Raw genomic sequence first — 18,374 nt, 5'->3', positions numbered from 1 at the left:
GGGGGAAGGGGCCTTTGCGTCTCGGTTCGTGGCCGACGCACCGGGGGGATGGTGCGCAGCCTCTCGTTTTTGACCTTTCCGCACGGACCGGGCGGGGCATAGCCTGATACCGGCGGGCCACCCATTTGATCCTGGATGACGGATCAACTTTTACCATTTCGACCCTGTTATAACCAGTGGTCCGGATATCACAGTTCTGTGCGGGAAATGTGTGAAATGCGTGTTCGCGCGGTTAAAAAACATGACCGGCCATTATGGTTTATGCCGCGTTATTCAATCTTAATTTAGCTTTTGGCGGTTAGGTTGCAGGCACTATGATACAACCCGTGCTCGCGCTTGTTGCCTGGTCGATGATCATGCTTGTCTGGCTCTATGTCCGCAGGCTGCCAGCGCTTGTCCGCTACGCCATATCGGAAGCCCGCCTGCAAAGCGGCGAGGCCATCCGCCAGATGCCGCCCCAGGCGCAATGGGCCGCCGACAATTACAACAACCTTATGCAACAGCCGACCCTGTTTTACGCGCTGTGTCTCGGTATTTTCCTGAGCGGCCTGTCCAATCCAGGCATGGAATATCTCGCCTGGCTCTATGTCGCCCTGCGGATCATTCATTCGATCGTGCAATCGACGGCCAATATCACCACCATCCGCTTCTGCCTGTTTCTGGCGAGTTCGGGCGTTTTGGGCCTTTTGTGTTTTGATGCCCTGCGAATAGCCTTTAGGTTTTAGCCGCCCGTGTAGGGCACCAGCCGCCACATGCGCAGGGTGTGCTTGATGCGGCCGGCTTCCGATCCGGCGTGCTGGCCGTGGCCAACATAGAGGTCGGCCCGTATCTTGCCCTTGATCGCCCCGCCGGTATCGAGCGCCGCCACCATGCGCTGATAGGCCGGGAACGAATCCTTGAGGGCGCCGGCATCGGCATCGATCCAGAACAGGTCGCCCATGTCATTCTGCGTCGGGTCAATGGCGATGGCCGATCCCGAAGGCAGCGCCAGGCCCGACGCGCCGACCGGTTCGGTCTGGTCCGGCTGGATGGCAAAGAAGCCGTAGCGCGGATTGGCGTTCATGATCTCGGTGGCTTCCGGCCCGCGATGCGCCGCCAGCCAGGCGTGGATATTGTCACCGGAGGTCTGCGTCTTGTCGAGGATTCCGCGCTCAGTCAAAGTCTTGGCGATACCGACAAATGGCCAGCCATTATCGGCGGCATAGGCGGCATAAACACGTTTGCCATCGGGCAGATCAAGGAAGCCCGACCCCTGAAGCTGCATGAAGAAATAATCTTCCGGCCGCATGTAGTATTGCGCGGTTGCGGGCAGTTGCTCGATTTCGGCGCGGGTGAAGTAGGGGACGTAGAGATCGCCCAGCCGGCGCGCCGCTACCTTGGGCGCCGAGGAAGCCGGCGTCATCTGCGACCCCGGCACATAGACCAGATCGGCGGGTTTTGTGCGCACAGGCTGCGAAAACTCCGCGTCCCGCGTCAGTTGTGCGTCATAATCCGGCACGAAATAGCCGGTCAGTAAACCTTGTCCTTCAACCTTTTCGACGCGGAAATGCACGTTGAGGAAAGCCATGATCTGCTGCGGCGTCTCGAAATCCTGCCGGGCCATGTCGGCGCAAACAGGAGCGTACTGGCGGCCCTTTTTATACTGGCAGGTGGCACGCAGGGCCTCGATGGCGATAAACGGATCTGTGTTTTCCCAGCCGGGCAGGTCGGACAGGCGCGCACCTTCCGGCACGGGCGTCGGCAGGTAGACCGGCGGCGTTTCGGGCGTCTTCGGCGGTGTCACCACCGGCGGCGTGACCGGCCTTTCGGCGCAGGCAGCCACCAGCAAGGCCAGCAGGCCAAGTGCAAAACCTGACCTCAGCCTCACGCCTTGGCCGCCTCTACCTTGGTGAGCAGCCAGGGATTGGCAGGGTTTTTCATAACCTTCTGGAAGGTCCAGTATTCGGCGGTGCGCTTATAGGTACGGTGCGGCTTGGCCGGCTCTGATTTTTTATCCGGTGTCGTGACCGGCACGGCGGCATCCGTGGCCTCATCCGGTACAACCACCTCTTCATAGGCCAGTTCGGACAGGAAGCGGACACGGATCTGCGCCAGGTCTTCCTTGAAATCGATCAGGTCGAGATCGGCCTTGGGCGTATCGACGAAACTGACCGTATCCTTTGGCGCGCCGGTGCGCAGGCCAATGGCATCACGGAAACTGGTCAATACGCGTTCCGACAGCCGTTCCCTGATTGGATCGAGTTCGCCCTTATGGAAGGCAATCACCACCTGCTCATAGGTTTCGCGTGCCTTTTCCAGAAAGTTGATCTCGTTGAAATTGACGTCGCGCGTCTTCAGGGTTTCGAGATTAGGCATCCGCATCCCCTCCGGTACGCGCTCGGCGCGCACGGCGGCATCCAGCTCCTCACCCTTCGGGCCCGCAGGCTTTTCTTCCGGACGGAAACCCGTCTTGCGACCCAGCACATTATAAAGCTGCAACAGGATCACCACAGCCAGCACGGCAAAAACAACGAGGGCTATCACTTGGGTGTTCACGGGAAACGTCTCTTCTGTTTTCGAATCTGGCTTTTTCGGGCCGGCAGCCACATATGGGCGCCTTTCGGGCGCCCGGATGGTAACTATATAGGATAAGTTTAAGGAAACGGAACTCTTCGTTTGATTGCTTAAAATTTTCTTATCTGATAGTCGCATTTCCACACATGTCGGGTGCGGCCGTTTTCCACCCCGACACATTCGATTACCGGAGCCTGTTTTTATGTCTGACGCCTTCACGCCCGAGCGCACCCCCGAACAACCGCCCGCCCCGCAAATGCAGGTTCTGGCGCAATTCATCCGCGATTTCTCGTTCGAGAACCCCCGCGCGCCCAATTCCCTGCGCATGGATTCGCGGCCGGAAGTCGATCTCGGCGTTGAAATGAGCGCGAAGGGTCGTCCGGATGGCATGTTTGAAGTCGATATCAAGCTGACCGTGAAAGCCTCGACGCCCGAAGGCCCGATGTTCGCCATCGAACTGGTCTATGGCGGCCTGTTCCAGCTCGGCAATATTCCCGAACAGATGATCGAGCCCACCCTGCTCGTCGAATGCCCGCGCTATCTCTTCCCGTTCGCCCGCCGCATCATCGCCGATGCCACGGCCGACGGCGGCTTCACCCCGCCCTTCTTCCTCGATCCGATCGATTTCGGCGCGCTGTATCTCCAGCAAAAGGGCAATATCCAGTCGCAGCAGACGGTTGGGCAAGCTTGATCGCTTAGGCGATCAAGCCACTTTGCATAAGAGATACCTCACAAAGGCTCGGGCGCGCCTTGCGCTTGCCAAATGCTGAAACGTTTGGAAATATTAAAGAAGCCCGGTGGTAACGCCGGGCTTTTTTGCGTCCGCGGTAAAGCCACAGCGATTTTTTATATCATGCGCGGTAAAGGGACGCCCCGCGTAGATCCGCCAGTTGAAGCCTGTCCTTACCCATGTCTGAGAATTCTACCCTGCGTGTTCTGGTCGTTGATGATAACCAGGCATCCGCCGATACCCTGCACTGGACGGTCGAACTCTTCGGCGACACGGTCAAAAGCTGTCACGATGGCAGGACCGCCCTGAAACTGGCGGCGGACTTCCGACCCGATGTCATCCTGCTGGATATCGGTATGCCCGGCATGGACGGCCTTCAGGTCTGCGAAGCCCTGCGCGCCATGCCGGACCTGAAGCATGTCAAGATTATCGCCCAGACCGGCTGGGGGGATGAACAGATGCGCCGAAAAACCGCCACCGCCGGTTTCGACCTGCACCTGGTCAAGCCGGTCGATCCGCATGTGCTCGAAGATATGTTGTGGCTGCTGCGCTCCGGACGCAAGGCCGCTTAAACATTGGTTGGCCAGAGCGCCTTATCTTTCAGGTATTTTTTGACAAACGCCTCATGCGCCTCGGCTTCTGCAGCCGTTACGCGTGAAGCCAGCGGACGCGGACGCGGTGCATAGCCGGTGTGGTTAGCCGTGGCCGCGGCACTGGCCCGTGCGCCGGCCATTTCAAGATCGAGCCCGCGTTCCTTGCCGCCCAGCAATTCGAGATAGACACTGGCGAGCAGGCGGGCATCGATCATGGCGCCGTGCAAATCGCGCTCGGCCAGGGAAATATTGAAGCGCCGACAAAGGGCATCCAGCGAATTGGCCGCGCCCGGAAATTTCAGGCGGGCCATTTCCAGTGTATCGATCCACTGGTGGTCCGGCGGGAAGGGGCGGCTGTGCCGCTCCAGCTCCATATTTATAAAGCCGCGGTCAAACGACGCATTGTGCGCTATGATCTTGCGATCACCGATGAACTCCAGCAGTTCGTCGCAGATCTCGGCCATTTTGGGCTTGCCACGCACCATTTCATTGGTGATGCCGTGAACACGAATGGCATCCGCCTCGATTTCCCGTTCCGGGTCGATATAGCGGTGATAGGTCCGGCCGGTGGGCAGCAGGTCTTCGATCTCGATGCAGCCGACTTCGATCAGTCGGTGACCCTTGCGGTGGTCAATGCCGGTGGTTTCCGTGTCGAGTACGATTTCTAGGGCCATGATCTGTGTGTGGCTTAAGCCGGGGTATCTTGTAAAGAGGTCAGTTTTTCAATCAACAACCGCACGGCATCGCGGCAGTCGTCCAGGCTTTTCGAGGTGTCGATGATAAAATCCGCCCGTGCGCGTTTTTCCGCGTCCGGCATCTGGCGCGCCAAAATAGCCTCGAACTTGGCCTCGGTCATGCCGGCGCGCGCCAGCACGCGCGCCGCCTGGACATCGGCCGGCGCACTGACCACCACAACCTTGTCAAGAGAGGCCTCTGCTCCGGTTTCGTAGAGCAGGGGAATATCAGCGACGACCAGGGGCGCGTCAGCGTGTTCGGCCAGAAAGTGGTTTCGGTCCGCCACGGTGGCCGGATGGACAATGGCGTCCAGCTTTTCAAAACTGGCCGCCTCGCCTTTCAGGGCGGCCGACAGTTTCACCCGGTCGACCACGCCATCGGTCAGGATATCGCCAAAGGCTTCAACCAGCTTCGTTTTCAGCGGTTCGGATTCAGCATAGAGCCTGTGGACGGCCAGATCGGCATCCCATACCGGCACGCCTTCGTCGGCGAACATGGCCGCGATGGTCGATTTACCCATGCCGATGGAACCGGTCAGGCCGAGCGTGATCATGCCGTTTCACCCAGGAAGTCCAAGGCCAGACGGCGGATATCGAAGTCGGCGCGTGGCGCGACGCCATAAAACGCATTGAAGCTGGGGCGCGCCTGTTCGATCAGCATGTTGAGGCCATCGACGGTTTTGAGGCCGTTCGCTTCCGCCGCCTGCAACCAGGCGGTTTTCAGCGGCCGGTAGGTCATATCCATGACGGCGGCGTTTTCACTCAAGCCTTCAAACAACGGATGCGGACCGCCGGATGCCGCATTGATCACGGCGATGGCGCCCTCAAAGGCGCGGGCCACCTGGGTCAGGTCAAAAGCCGTTACACCGGTCTGGAAAGCGAAGACCAATTCCTCGGCGCGGGCCAGGGTGCGATTGATGATACGCACTTCCGGGCAGCCCTTATCGAGCAAGGCCGCGACCACGGCGCGAGAGGCCCCGCCGGCGCCCATGATCGCTACCGGCGCCGAGGTCAGATCGCACTCCGGCGCCTGAAGTTCAAAGGCGCGCAGCAGGCCATGACCATCAGTGGAATCGGCATGGATATAACCGTCATCATCAAAGGTCAGCAGATTGGCTGAGCCGGCTTTTTTAGCCGTATCGGAAATCGTATCGGCCAGGGAAAGGGCCTGTGCCTTGAAAGGGGCGGTAACGTTCAGGCCCTTGATGCCATTGGAGCGGCAGGAGAGGATCAGGCGATCGAAACCATGTTCATCTTTCGGGCTGAAAGGCGCATAAACACCATTCAGGCCGAGATCGCGCAGCCAGGCGGTATGCAGAAACGGGCTTAAGGAATGATGGATCGGCTGGCCGACCACACCAGCCACCATGGCCGCACCTGTAGGCAGGGTATTTTTCATGCTGCAATCACCTTTAGGTTGCGCAGTTGCGCCAGAAGCGGGAGGAGCGGGAGACCCAGCACGGTGAAGTAATCGCCGCGGATGGCTTCGAACAGATGTACGCCTTCGCTTTCGAGCTGATAGCAGCCGACGCTGGAAAGGATCTTGTCGCCGGTCTGCGCCAGGTAGGTATCGATAAATTCATCGGTCAACGGACGCACGGTCATTTCGGCAGTTTCGACATTCGACCAGACGATCTGGCCATTTTCCGCCAGGGCCATACCGGCGTGAAGATAGTGGACCTTGCCGCTCATGCGCCTGAGCAGGGCGCGGGCTTCATCGAGATCATGTGACTTGCTGATCAGGTCGTTTTCGAGTTGCAGCACCTGATCGCCGCCGAGGACAAGGCCGGCATTTCGGCCGGACACATGCAGGGCCTTGGCCTCGGCCAGTTTCAGCGCCACAGATTTGGGGCTGTGGCCACGCGCCAGGCATTCGTCCTTTATGGCGTCTTCGTCGAGATGGGCCGGAATTTTGGTGTGCGACAGACCGGCGCCGGTGAGGAGCGCGGAACGAGAAGCGGAGGCGGAGGCGAGGATAAGCTGGGTCATGAAGGTCTTTGAAGTTGCAGGGGCGGGGGCCCCTGCACCCCATAACACGACGGTGTTTAGTCGCTAATACTAAAAAAGCCGGGGCACTTAAGCCCCGACTTTTTTAGTATTATGTAATTATCCACCTATCGCGTTACGGGGTGTGGGGTCCGCGACCCCACATCTTCAAATCCCTCCAAGCCTCCCCGTTCGCTTCTCATTCAGCAAACTGATAATCGTCGCCGAGGTTTCTTCGATCGAGCGCCGCGTCACATCGATCACCGGCCAACCTTTGCGTTCGAACAGCCGGCGCGCGGCGATAATCTCCTGCCGCACGGCTTCGGTATCGGTATAAGAAGAGGGCCGGTCGTCATTCAGGGTCAGCAGGCGGTTCTTGCGGATCGAGATCAACCGTTCCGGCGAAGCGATCAGGCCCACCACCAGCGGGATATTCATATCGTCCAGTTCCTCCGGCAGACCCCGGCCGGGCACCAGCGGAATATTGGCCGCCTTGATGCCGCGGTGCGCCAGATAGATGCAGGTCGGCGTCTTAGATGTGCGGCTTACCCCCACCAGCACTACATCGGCATTTTTCACCCGGTCGGCCGCCGCGCCATCATCATGGGCAATGGCATAGTTCAGCGCCTCTATGCGCTCGAAATATTCATTGTCGAGATTATGCTGGGCGCCGACCCGCTTGGAAACCGCCGCGCCGAGATGCCGCGAGAAGGCCACCACCAGCGGATCAAGCACGCCGATCGCCGGCATATCCAGTTCGCGGCACCGCGCCTCCAGGGCAGTCCGCAATTCCATATCGACCATGGTATGCAGCACGATCCCCGGAAAACTCTCGATTTCCACAAGGGCACGCTCCAACTGCTTTTCCGAGCGGATCAGCACATAGATATGCTCGATCGGCAGGATGCCTTCAAAACGCGCCGCCGCCGCCTTGGCCAGAGCATTGAGGGTTTCGCCGGTGGAATCCGACACCAGGTGAACGTGGAAATAGCTGCCGATCTTGGCTGAGGGGGAGGACATGGAAAGCCTGTAAAATTAAATCTGTGTGCCGAACTGGGGATAAGGCGACTGTATAAGTCGGAGTCAGTCGTGGACAATCATCCGATAATTCGCAAAGGGCCGCAAGGGCGGGGGAAAGCGTGCAAAACCCGTGTATTTACCCGATGCTTATCGACTCCCGCCCGTTCTGTATGAAATTCTTATGGCTCTCTGTGCGTAAGTTAATTCTTCATTAACCATTCACACAAACTCGCTTCATCGTATTAAGAATTTTTTAAGCAATACTAATATTTGGTTAATTATCCAAGTCATTCACAGGGCTGTTAATGAAGGATTAACCATTCCGGATGGCATGTGAAAAACCCGTGAATCCGGCGAAATCTGCGACACTTTTGCGCACTGTCCCCGGCCCTATAACCTTCTACAAACTCTTTTCTTTTTATTTAGATTAGGGCTAAGGGAAGGTCGGTTTCACACAGGTTGACTCATGGCTCTCGCTCAGGCACCCATACATTCATCGGTTTTGGCGGTTCTCAACGGCCAAACGCTTAAGGTGCCTCCGGTATGGTTCATGCGTCAGGCAGGGCGCTATCTGCCGGAATACCGGGAGTTGCGAGCGACGACCAAGGGGTTCGTGGATTTCTGCTTGACACCGGAGAAGGCGGCCGAAGCCACCTTGCAGCCGATCAGACGCTATGGTTTCGACGCCGCCATTCTCTTTTCAGATATTCTGATGATTCCCCTGGCTCTGGGTCAGGATCTGACTTTCGCGGTGGGTGAAGGGCCGGTGCTGGGCGAACTGCCGGCGCTGGACGCCATGCGGAAAAAAGCCGGCTTGGCGGGAGAAGCACTGAAAAATGTCGGTGAGACGGTCGCGCGTGTGAAAGCGGAGCTAACAGCGGAGACAACACTGATCGGTTTCTGCGGCGGGCCGTGGACGGTGATGACCTATATGCTGAACGGCAAGAAGGCTCACGATCGCAGTCTCATCAGGGCCTTCGTTTATGACGATTATCAGAAAGTGCTCGATCTGACGGATATCGTGATCGAGGCGTCGGCGCAGTATCTGAAGATGCAGGCCGATAATGGTGCGCAGGTGCTGAAAATATTTGAAAGCTGGGCGGAAGGGTTCCCTGATCCCTATTTCGACAGCCTGATCATCCAGCCGCAAATTCGCCTGATCCGGCGGGTGAGGGAACTGGGTGTCACCCTGCCGATCATCGGTTTCCCGCGCGGCGCCGAAGCCCGCTGTCATGATTATGCCGATCAGGTGCCGGTGCAGGGCATGGGGCTCGGCACGGCCACGCCGATGAAGCTGGGCGTCGAATTACAGAAAAAGGTGCCGATCCAGGGCGCGCTCGATCCAGTGGTATTACGTTCCGGCGGCAAGGCACTGGACCGGGCGATCGATCTTATTCTCGAAAGCTGGGGGCAGGGGCCCTTGATCTTCAATCTGGGCCACGGCATCTTCCCGGATACGCCCATGGCTCATGTCGAGCAGGCGCTCAAGCGGATCAGAGGCGAATGAAGCGCATAGCGGTATTGTTGTTCAATCTGGGTGGACCGAAAAACCCCGAAGACGTGCAGGGTTTTCTTTATAATCTCTTCGCCGACAAGAATATCATCAACCTGCCTTTCGGTGTCAGGCAGGGCGTGGCCTCCCTGATTTCCAGCCGGCGCGCACCCTCAGCCAAAAAGAATTACGCTCATATGGGTGGCGGTTCACCGATCCTGAAGGAAACGGAGGCGCAAGCTCAGGCGCTGGAAGCCTATATCGCCGCCAATACCAAGGGTATTGAAGCCAAGGTGTTTATCGGTATGCGCTACTGGCATCCCTTCATCGAAGACACAGTGCGGGAAATCGACGCCTGGGGACCGGATGAGATTGTGCTGCTGCCGCTCTATCCGCAGTTTTCCTCGACTACGACCCTGTCCTCTTTTCAAGCTTTCCAGAAGGTTTATGCCGGCAAGGCCAGGGTGACCTCGGTCTGCTGCTATTCGGACAATGCCCATTTCATCAAGGCGCATGTCGATGCTATCCAGGAAAAGATCGGCACATTGAAACAGCCAGGACATTATCGCCTGCTGTTTTCCGCGCATGGCCTGCCGGAAAGTATCATCGCGCGGGGCGATCCCTATCAGGCGCAGGTTGAATCCTGCGTGGCGAAAATCATGACCGGGCTCGGTAATCCGATCGAACACAGCATCTGTTATCAGAGCCGGGTCGGGCCGATGAAATGGATCGGGCCCTCGACGGATGCCAGCATCCAGAAGGCGGGCGCCGATGGCAAATCGATCATCCTGGTGCCGATTGCCTTTGTCTCCGAGCATATCGAGACCCTGGTGGAACTGGATATTGAATATGCCCATCTGGCGGCGGCATCGGGCGTGAAGGACTATATCCGCCTGCCGGCCCTGGGGGTAAATGCCTCATATATCAAGGCACTGAATGATGAGGTGCTGAAGGCCATTGGTTCTGGTGACCGTGTGGTAGGCGATCATAATTGCGGCAAGTGTCACAGTTTCTGTCCGAAAAGAGGTGCTGCGTGAACTGGTATGATCTCTTTCGTGGTTTGCATATCCTGGCGGTAATTGCCTGGATGGCCGGGCTTCTCTATCTGCCGCGGCTGTTCATCTACCATATCAAGAACGCCGAAGTGACGGCCGTGACCGATGTCTTCAAGGTGATGGAGCGCAATCTACTGCGCCTGATCATGAACCCGGCCATGATCGCGGTCTGGCTGTTCGGCACCTGTCTGATCGTCTACCACGTTCGTTTTATGGAAGGCTGGAAGTTCTTTTGGGAGCCTTGGTTTGTGGTGAAGGAACTGGGGATTGTAGGGATCACTGGCTATCATCATTTCCTGGCAGTGCGTTTCAAGAAGCTCCAACGGGGTGAGCCGATGGGCACGGAAAGCTTCTGGCGCAAGATCAACGAAATTCCGTTCGTGCTGGCCATCATCATGGTCCTGGCAGTGACCTTGCAGTTCTGGCAAAATTAAGCTTATGGGGTTTGGGGCCTGTGGCCCCAAGTCTTCCCTATTCTTTCTATTTTCCGGCCCTTTGGGCAGGGAAATAGAAAGAATAAGACAAGGTTTGTGGGGTCGCGGACCCCACGCCCCATAAGGATTAACTTGACGATGGGCCGTGTTGGTGTAGTTATCGCAACCGACTTAAGCTGCACTTAACAGCCGTCCTGATGGCGCCACGTTCTGTGGAACTGCCACTTCATTTGACATTTATAAGCCTTTTCAAGCGTTTAAGCTAAAATGGGCTGGGGATACCATCGCAATAGTTCAAGGCAAAAGCCTTGGCTTTTAACTTGCGCGTATTCCGTTCCTGACGAAGAGAATACCATGACCGACGATACCGAAATCCCCGAAAACGAAATTCAGGCCGAAGACAACCTGACCGACGACACACTCGACGCCGACCTCGAAACAGACGAGGGCGAGGAAGAAGAAGTCGAAGGCTCCATGGCCGGTCAGAAGATGTCACTTCAGACCCTGAAAGATAAATCATCGACCGACCTGCTGACCTTCGCCGAATCCCTGGGGGTCGAAAATGCCTCCAACATGCGCAAGCAGGATATGCTCTTCGCCGTACTCAAGGCGCTGGCTGAAGAAGGCGTCGAAATTACAGGTTCCGGCGTTATGGAAGTGCTTCAGGATGGTTTCGGCTTCCTGCGCTCGCCCGAAGCCAACTATCTGCCAGGCCCGGACGACATCTATGTCTCGCCGCAGCAAATCCGCCGTCATGGTCTGCGCACCGGTGACACCGTCGAAGGGCCGATCCGTTCGCCGCGTGAAGGCGAGCGCTATTTCGCCCTACTCAAGATCCAGACGATCAATTTTGAAGACCCGGAAAATATCCGGCACAAGGTCCATTTCGACAACCTGACGCCGCTCTATCCCGACCAGCGTCTGTGGATGGAGATCGAAGACCCGACGCTCAAGGATCGTTCAGGCCGCATCATCGATATCGTGGCGCCGCTCGGCAAGGGTCAGCGCTGCCTGATCGTCGCCCCGCCGCGCGTCGGTAAGACTGTCATGCTGCAAAATATCGCCAAGTCCGTCGCCGCCAATCACCCGGATTGCTACCTGATCGTCCTGCTGATCGATGAACGTCCGGAAGAAGTGACCGACATGCAGCGCACTGTCCGCGGTGAAGTCATTTCCTCGACCTTCGACGAGCCGGCCACGCGTCACGTTCAGGTCGCCGAAATGGTTATCGAAAAGGCTAAGCGTCTGGTCGAGCATAAGCGCGATGTTGTTATCCTGCTTGACTCGATCACGCGTCTGGGTCGCGCCTACAACACGGTCGTGCCGTCATCGGGCAAGGTACTGACCGGTGGTGTTGACGCCAACGCCCTGCAGCGTCCTAAGCGCTTCTTCGGCGCCGCTCGTAATATCGAAGAGGGCGGCTCGCTGACCATCATCGCCACGGCCCTGATCGATACCGGCTCGCGCATGGACGAAGTCATCTTTGAAGAGTTCAAGGGTACAGGTAACTCGGAAATCGTGCTCGACCGCAAGGTGGCCGATAAGCGTGTCTTCCCGGCCATGGATATTCTCAAGTCCGGCACGCGTAAGGAAGAACTGCTCACCGACAAGGTCAACCTGCAAAAGACCTATGTCCTGCGCCGTATCCTCAATCCGATGGGCGCACAGGATGCGATCGAGTTCCTCAGTGACAAACTGCGCCAGACGAAGAACAACGCCGAATTCTTCCAAAGCATGAATACTTGATAGGGCCGATCGGCCACTAGCTCTTGTCAACCCGGTATGAGAGGATCATATCGGGTTGATTCGTTTTATATTCCGTTCTGGAGATCATCATGAAGGTCACGGTCAATGTCGAATGCACGCCGGAAGAGGCCCGCAGTTTTCTCGGCCTGCCCGATGTCCAGCCGCTGAACGACTACATGATGAACGCCATGCAGGAACGCCTGGCGCAGAACATTCACTCCATGCAGCCGGAAGAGATGTTGAAAAACTGGTCGAGCCTGGGCGTCACCGCTCAGGACCAGTTCTTCAAGCTGATGCAATCGGCGGCCCAGGCGAGCCTCAAACCTTTCGGCACTGGTAAATAGTATTAAGGAAGTGTTTCACGTGAAACACACGATTTTCGCTCTGGCATCCGCGCAGGGCCGGGCAGGGGTGTCGATCATCCGCCTCTCCGGTGACAAGGCGCTATGGGCCGTTCAACAATTTACGGTCAAGACTCTGACGCCGCGTATGGCGACCTATACGCCGCTCACCTGGCAGGGTGAGGTGATCGATGAGGCCGTTGTCCTCTGGTTCAAGGCGCCACATAGTTTCACCGGTGAAGATTGCGTCGAGTTGCATGTCCATGGCTCGAAAGCGATTCTCGATCGTCTGTATCTCATCCTGACCGAACTGGGCCTGCAACTGGCGGCGCCGGGTGAATTTTCCCGCCGCGCGCTGGCGCATGGCAAGCTGGACCTCACCCAGGCCGAGGCCATTGCTGATCTGGTCGACGCGGAATCCGATGCGCAAAGGCTCCAGGCGCTGACCCAGTTGGGTGGGGGGCTCAGGCAGCAATATGAAACCTGGCGCTCCGACCTGATCGATATTCTGGCACGGCTGGAAGTCTATATCGACTTCCCGGACGAAGATCTGCCGGTGGAGCTGACAGACTCCATTCTTGGTCGAATCCGCACTTTGGAAGCCAGGCTGACGACCGCCATCGCTGATTCCCGTCGCGGCCGGCAAATCCGCGAGGGGTATCGTATTGTTATTCTGGGTGAACCGAACGCTGGCAAGTCCAGCCTGTTCAATGCCCTGCTAAAGGCCGAGGCGGCGATCGTCACACCCATAGCCGGCACGACGCGTGACATCATCGAAGCCCAACTGCGTATCGGACCGTATTCCGTTCTGCTTTATGATACGGCGGGTCTGCGGGAGACTGAAGAGGTGGTCGAAGCCGAGGGAATCCGTCGGGCCAGGGCCAAGGCCGATGAAGCTGACCTGCGTATCTGGGTGATCGACTCGACCGCTCCAGCTTTGCCGGAAGATTTCCGCGACGCTGATCTCATGGTCTTCAATAAGATTGACGAAGCGTACACGCCCGAACGGGAGGCCGTGGCCGCTTTGCGTGTTTCACGTGAAACATCGGTCTTCGCCGTCAGTGTGGCTCTGGGCGAAGGGGTGACAGAACTGGTCACTACGATTGAACAGATTGTGGGCGAACAGCTTTCGGCCCAGACCTTCCCAGCAGCGACGCGTCTGCGCCATATCGAGCGATTGACGGAAGCCCGTGATCAACTGACCATGGCATCGCGGTCTAACCTGGCTGTCCCCGAACTGGCCGCAGAAAATGTCCGTTCGGCCACCAATAGCTTCGAGCAGTTGTTCGGCCGCTATGATGTCGAGGGTGTGCTGGATGTCATTTTTTCAAGCTTCTGCATAGGCAAATAGAATCGACCCGCTTGGCCTTATCTGCTATAGGCCGCGTCTCCTTTTGAAAGTTAGCGTATGTCTGAACCCAAAACCTTGTGGGACGTTATTGTTGTTGGCGGCGGTCATGCCGGCTGCGAAGCCGCGACCGCTTCCGCGCGCATGGGCGCCAAAACACTTCTGCTGACTCACCGAAGGGAGACGCTCGGCGAGATGTCGTGCAATCCCGCCATTGGTGGTCTGGGCAAGGGGCATCTGGTGCGCGAGATCGATGCGCTCGATGGAATCATGGGACGAATGGCCGATATCGGCGGGATGCAGTTCAAGGTGCTGAACAAGTCCAAGGGGCCGGCTGTCCGGGGTCCGCGTGCCCAGATCGACCGAAAACTCTATCGTGAAGCCGTCCAGGCGGAGCTGTTCCAGACACCAAACCTGACCATTATCGAAACGGGGGTTGAAGATCTTATTCTGGAAAGCGGCGTGGTGACTGGCGTGATTGACGCCGCTGGACAATCTTATCTGGCGAAGGCGGTGGTGTTGACCACCGGCACCTTCCTGCGTGGCGTCATACATATCGGCGAAAAGCGGATGGCGGCCGGCCGTTGGGGCGATGCCCCGGCCAATGGCCTGGGCCAGCGTCTCTACGATCTGAAACTCGACATGGGCCGTCTGAAGACCGGCACACCGGCACGTCTCGATGGCAAGACCATTCACTGGGATCGCTTGGAACAGCAGTTGGGTGACGATCCCATTCAGCCGTTCTCCACGCTGACGCCTGCTATCGAACGCGACCAGATCGCCTGCGGTATCACCTATACCAACGAAAAAACCCACCAGATCATCGCCGATCGCCTGATGGAATCGGCGGTCTATGGTGGCCATCTATCCGGTCGCGGGCCGCGCTATTGCCCGTCGATCGAGGACAAGGTGGTCAAGTTCGCCGACAAGACCTCGCACCAAATCTTCCTGGAACCGGAAGGTTATGACGACGACACGGTCTATCCGAACGGCATCTCGACCAGTGTTTCGGAAGAAACACAAGACGCCTTTATCCGCACCATCGTCGGCCTCGAAGATGTGGTGATCAAATGCTACGCCTATGCCATCGAATATGATTATGTTGATCCCCGCGAACTGCATCCCACGCTCGAACTGAAGTCGTTGCCGGGTCTTTTCCTGGCCGGTCAGATCAATGGCACGACCGGTTATGAAGAGGCCGGGGCTCAAGGACTGATGGCCGGGATCAATGCAGCGGCGCGGGCAGGGGGCTATGCGCCAACCATACTCGGCCGGGACGAAGCCTATATAGGTGTGATGATCGACGATCTGGTGACGCGTGGCGTGACCGAGCCCTATCGTATGTTCACCTCGCGGGCGGAGTTCCGCCTGTCCCTGCGTGCCGACAATGCCGACCAACGTCTGAGCGATCGTGGTCTCGCTATCGGTGTTGTGGGCGAAAAGCGCAAAACCGCCTGGCTGGAAAAGAAGGCTGCGTTGCAAGCCATTCGTACCCGTGCCGCCGAACTGATTGCCACGCCCAGGGAAGCGCTGGCGCAGGGCATTCAGGTCAATGGCGATGGTCAACGGCGTAACGTCACGCAATTGATGGCCTACGATTCCTGCAATCGGGAACGCCTGGAAACCCTGTGGCCTGAAATTGCCCAATGGCCGGATGCACTCTATGAGCAGGTTGAGATCGACGCGCTTTATGCGGGTTACATGCCGCGCCAGAAGGCGGAGATTGAGAGCTTCCGTAAGGATGAAAATCTGAGCCTGCCGGACGATATCGACTATATGTCGATCCTCGGTCTGTCGAACGAAGCGCGCGAGAAACTTAACCGCATTCGTCCGCAGACCCTGGGGCAGGCGGGGCGGATCGAAGGCATGACACAAGGGGCGCTGACGACACTTCTGTTCTACGTTCGCAATCAGGCCAAGCTGTCAGCATGACCCATATGACTCCGGACGAGATGTCCGCCAAGCTGGTGTTTCACGTGAAACACGAGGCCATTGCCGAGCTGCAAACATTCAACAACATTCTGGCGGCGCAGAACGAGGTCATGAACCTTGTCGGCCCCGCGACCTTGCCGGACTACTGGTCGCGCCATGTGCTTGATAGTGCGCAACTGCTCGACCGCCGCCCGGACGCCCGTACCTGGGCTGATCTCGGCGCGGGGGCCGGTTTTCCGGGCATTATCCTCGCCATCCTGCTCAAGCATTCCGAGGGGCTTCCTCCGCACGTTTATCTGGTGGAATCCCTGACCAAGCGCTGCCGTTTCCTCCAGACCGTCGTAGATGATTTGTCCCTGCCCGCCACGGTGATCAATGACCGCGCCGAGAACGTGAAGCTGAAAGTGGATGTTGTCACAGCGCGGGCCGTCGCCCCGATGAACAAGCTGCTGGGCTTTGCTGAAGGCTTTATCCACAAAGGCGCTGATGCATGGTTTTTAAAAGGGGAAAACGTGGAAAGTGAATTGGTGGACGCTGGAAAAGTATGGGGCTTTGACGTAGAACAATACGAGTCCCTTAGCGATCCACGCGGTCGCGTCATCCATGTCCGGAGATTGCGTCGTGTCCGATAAAAAAGTTCGCGTGCTGGCCATAGCCAACCAAAAAGGCGGCGTGGGCAAGACCACAACGGCGATCAATCTGGGTACGGCCCTGGCGGCTATCGGCCAGCGAGTGCTGCTGATCGATCTGGATCCTCAAGGCAACGCGTCAACAGGCTTGGGCGTGCCGAAAAAGCAGCGCGAAAATTCGCTTTATGATGTGATTGTCGATCGTCGGCCGATTGGTGATACGGCTGTTAGTACAGCGGTGCCGGGGCTTTGGCTGTTGCCATCTGACCCGGATCTGTCAGGCGTGGAGATCGAACTGGGCCAGGCCGAGCGTCGCTCCTATCGTTTGCGGGATGCCCTCGATGGCCTGGATCAGGAAAAGCCGCCCTATGACTATATCCTGATTGATTGCCCGCCATCGCTGAACCTGCTGACGGTCAATTCGATGAGTGCCGCCGATGCCGTGCTGGTGCCGCTGCAATGCGAGTTTTTCGCGCTTGAGGGTTTGAGCCAGTTGATGCGCACCATTGACCTGGTGCGCGGTAGTCTGAACCCCAGGCTGAGCCTGCAAGGTATTGTCCTGACCATGTTCGACAAGCGCAATGCCCTGTCCGGACATGTTGAACGCGACGTGCGGTCGCACTTTGGTGAACTGGTCTATGATACGGTGATACCACGCAATGTGCGGGTGTCCGAGGCGCCGTCCTTCGGCAAGCCGGCCCTGATCTACGATATGAAATGCTCCGGCAGCCAGGCCTATATCAAGCTCGCCAAGGAACTGGTGGCGCGGGAACGCAAGCGCCGCAAGCAGGCGGAAAAGATTCCGGCTTAAGTATCCGACAAAAAGAAGAATAGATAAATGTCTGAAAAGAATAGAGGTTTGGGCCGCGGTTTGTCCGCACTGCTCGGTGATCAGGACACCAATAGCCCGAAGACGGGTGCGGAAGCGGCGGAGGCGCGGGGCACTGAGCCGATGAGGGGCTTAGAACAGCCGATCGAACTTCTGGTGCGCAATCCGGACCAGCCGCGCCGCACCTTTGTCGAATCCGATATTGACGAACTGGCGGCCTCGATCCGTGAGAAGGGCATTCTCCAGCCGATCCTGGTGCGTCCGGCGCCCGGTCAGGCCGGGCATTACCAGATTGTGGCCGGCGAACGCCGCTGGCGTGCGGCGCAAAAAGCCGGGCTGCATACGGTGCCGGTGATCATCCGTGAACTGGATGACCTCGACGTGCTGGAAATCGGTATTATCGAAAACGTCCAGCGCGCCGATCTGAACCCGATCGAAGAAGCACGCGGCTATAAGGTCTTGCAGGATCGCTTCGGCCGTACCCAAGATGCACTGGCGCAAGTGGTCGGCAAGTCGCGCCCACATATCGCCAATACGCTCCGCCTGCTGGCGCTGCCTGAAGGTGTTCAGGATCATGTGTTGCACGGCCGCCTGTCGGCCGGTCATGCCCGCGCGCTGATCACCTCCGAAAATGCCGACGCCCTAGCGGAAGAGGTTATTGCCAAGGGGCTGTCTGTGCGCCAGACCGAAGCCCTGGTGCGCGAGGAGCAGGCCGGACCGAAGGCGGCGCCGTCGCCCAAGGCGCGGCCGCAGCAGAATGCCGACACCCTGTCACTCGAACAGGATTTGCAGGAGGCGCTGGGCCTGAATGTCCGTCTGGATGACCGTGGCGGCAAGGGCGAGCTGCGTTTGAGCTATGCAAGCCTCGAACAGCTCGACGAACTGTGTCGTAAGCTTATGAAATAATTTATTATTTTTTAAGAACAGCCCCTCACACGAATTTGGAATCGAA

The 18,374-nt window shown here is 57.8% G+C and carries 20 protein-coding genes; 13 read left to right on the top strand and 7 right to left on the bottom strand.

Features of this window, described 5'->3' with window-relative positions; translation table 11 throughout:
- Positions 1-326 precede the first annotated feature (326 nt).
- On the top strand, positions 327-725 hold the full coding sequence (locus tag BLO49_RS14190; protein ID WP_245679049.1) for an MAPEG family protein: 399 nt from the start codon (positions 327-329) through the stop codon (positions 723-725).
- On the opposite strand, the gene BLO49_RS14185 is transcribed toward BLO49_RS14190, so the two are convergent.
- Both BLO49_RS14185 and BLO49_RS14180 read right to left on the bottom strand, forming a co-directional pair.
- Positions 722-1,867 carry an MltA domain-containing protein gene (locus tag BLO49_RS14185; protein ID WP_245679048.1) on the bottom strand — a complete coding sequence of 382 codons (1,146 nt, stop codon included), beginning with the start codon at positions 1,865-1,867 and terminating at the stop codon, positions 722-724. The genes BLO49_RS14190 and BLO49_RS14185 overlap by 4 nt on opposite strands.
- Positions 1,864-2,535 (bottom strand): Tim44/TimA family putative adaptor protein, encoded by a 672-nt coding sequence (locus BLO49_RS14180; protein WP_245679047.1) that lies wholly within the window; start codon positions 2,533-2,535, stop codon positions 1,864-1,866. Before BLO49_RS14180 ends, BLO49_RS14185 begins: the two co-directional genes overlap by 4 nt.
- Positions 2,536-2,755: 220 nt before the next feature.
- Here BLO49_RS14180 and secB point away from each other — a divergent pair, with 220 nt between their 5' ends.
- Together secB and BLO49_RS14170 are read left to right on the top strand one after the other, a co-directional pair.
- Positions 2,756-3,244: a protein-export chaperone SecB gene (gene secB, locus BLO49_RS14175; RefSeq protein ID WP_090649856.1), complete on the top strand. Its 489-nt coding sequence runs from the start codon at positions 2,756-2,758 to the stop codon at positions 3,242-3,244.
- Between the two features lie 218 nt (positions 3,245-3,462).
- Positions 3,463-3,855: a response regulator gene (locus tag BLO49_RS14170; protein WP_090649854.1), complete on the top strand. Its 393-nt coding sequence runs from the start codon at positions 3,463-3,465 to the stop codon at positions 3,853-3,855.
- Here the strand turns inward: BLO49_RS14170 and dnaQ are convergent.
- The 5 genes from dnaQ to BLO49_RS14145 form a co-directional block, all read right to left on the bottom strand.
- On the bottom strand, positions 3,852-4,550 hold the full coding sequence (gene dnaQ / locus BLO49_RS14165; protein ID WP_090649853.1) for a DNA polymerase III subunit epsilon: 699 nt from the start codon (positions 4,548-4,550) through the stop codon (positions 3,852-3,854). The two genes, BLO49_RS14170 and dnaQ, sit on opposite strands and share 4 nt — an antisense overlap.
- A gap of 14 nt (positions 4,551-4,564) precedes the next feature.
- On the bottom strand, positions 4,565-5,164 hold the full coding sequence (gene coaE / locus BLO49_RS14160) for a dephospho-CoA kinase (protein ID WP_090649851.1): 600 nt from the start codon (positions 5,162-5,164) through the stop codon (positions 4,565-4,567).
- A complete protein-coding gene (locus tag BLO49_RS14155) occupies positions 5,161-6,009 on the bottom strand; it encodes a shikimate dehydrogenase family protein (RefSeq protein WP_090649849.1) in 849 nt (282 codons plus the stop codon). Before BLO49_RS14155 ends, coaE begins: the two co-directional genes overlap by 4 nt.
- A complete protein-coding gene (locus BLO49_RS14150) occupies positions 6,006-6,599 on the bottom strand; it encodes a Maf family protein (protein ID WP_090649848.1) in 594 nt (197 codons plus the stop codon). The genes BLO49_RS14155 and BLO49_RS14150 overlap by 4 nt, the downstream gene beginning before the upstream one ends.
- 165 nt (positions 6,600-6,764) lie before the next feature.
- A complete protein-coding gene (locus BLO49_RS14145) occupies positions 6,765-7,616 on the bottom strand; it encodes a pyruvate, water dikinase regulatory protein (protein WP_090649846.1) in 852 nt (283 codons plus the stop codon).
- Between the two features lie 466 nt (positions 7,617-8,082).
- On the opposite strand from BLO49_RS14145, the gene hemE reads away from it, so the two are divergent.
- From hemE to BLO49_RS14095, 10 genes are all read left to right on the top strand, one after another.
- Positions 8,083-9,123, top strand: a complete 1,041-nt coding sequence (gene hemE, locus BLO49_RS14140; RefSeq protein WP_090649844.1) for a uroporphyrinogen decarboxylase — start codon at positions 8,083-8,085, stop codon at positions 9,121-9,123.
- Entirely contained in the window at positions 9,120-10,145 is a 1,026-nt protein-coding gene (gene hemH / locus BLO49_RS14135; protein WP_090649842.1) for a ferrochelatase, read from the top strand. Before hemE ends, hemH begins: the two co-directional genes overlap by 4 nt.
- Positions 10,142-10,597 (top strand): CopD family protein, encoded by a 456-nt coding sequence (locus tag BLO49_RS14130; RefSeq protein ID WP_090649841.1) that lies wholly within the window; start codon positions 10,142-10,144, stop codon positions 10,595-10,597. Before hemH ends, BLO49_RS14130 begins: the two co-directional genes overlap by 4 nt.
- 354 nt (positions 10,598-10,951) lie before the next feature.
- Entirely contained in the window at positions 10,952-12,343 is a 1,392-nt protein-coding gene (gene rho, locus BLO49_RS14125; RefSeq protein ID WP_090649839.1) for a transcription termination factor Rho, read from the top strand.
- 89 nt (positions 12,344-12,432) lie between these two features.
- Positions 12,433-12,687, top strand: coding sequence for a DUF6489 family protein (locus BLO49_RS14120; protein WP_090649837.1), 255 nt, complete (start codon positions 12,433-12,435; stop codon positions 12,685-12,687).
- Positions 12,688-12,706: 19 nt separating this feature from the next.
- Complete coding sequence (gene mnmE / locus BLO49_RS14115) at positions 12,707-14,035, top strand: tRNA uridine-5-carboxymethylaminomethyl(34) synthesis GTPase MnmE (RefSeq protein WP_245679046.1); 1,329 nt, start codon at positions 12,707-12,709, stop codon at positions 14,033-14,035.
- A gap of 57 nt (positions 14,036-14,092) precedes the next feature.
- Positions 14,093-15,964, top strand: a complete 1,872-nt coding sequence (mnmG, locus tag BLO49_RS14110) for a tRNA uridine-5-carboxymethylaminomethyl(34) synthesis enzyme MnmG (RefSeq protein ID WP_090649834.1) — start codon at positions 14,093-14,095, stop codon at positions 15,962-15,964.
- Positions 15,965-15,969: 5 nt separating this feature from the next.
- The gene (gene rsmG, locus BLO49_RS14105) at positions 15,970-16,596 is read left to right on the top strand and encodes a 16S rRNA (guanine(527)-N(7))-methyltransferase RsmG (protein WP_170828353.1); all 627 of its coding nucleotides are present in this window, start codon (positions 15,970-15,972) and stop codon (positions 16,594-16,596) included.
- Positions 16,568-17,404, top strand: a complete 837-nt coding sequence (locus tag BLO49_RS14100) for a ParA family protein (protein WP_090649831.1) — start codon at positions 16,568-16,570, stop codon at positions 17,402-17,404. The genes rsmG and BLO49_RS14100 overlap by 29 nt, the downstream gene beginning before the upstream one ends.
- Before the next feature lie 27 nt (positions 17,405-17,431).
- Complete coding sequence (locus tag BLO49_RS14095) at positions 17,432-18,328, top strand: ParB/RepB/Spo0J family partition protein (RefSeq protein WP_090649829.1); 897 nt, start codon at positions 17,432-17,434, stop codon at positions 18,326-18,328.
- Positions 18,329-18,374 lie beyond the last annotated feature (46 nt).

The sequence above is a fragment of the Asticcacaulis taihuensis genome, assembly GCF_900100255.1.
Taxonomy (GTDB): domain Bacteria; phylum Pseudomonadota; class Alphaproteobacteria; order Caulobacterales; family Caulobacteraceae; genus Asticcacaulis; species Asticcacaulis taihuensis.
Note: the sequence above shows the minus strand (reverse complement) of the source record. Positions and strands in the feature narration are given on the sequence as shown.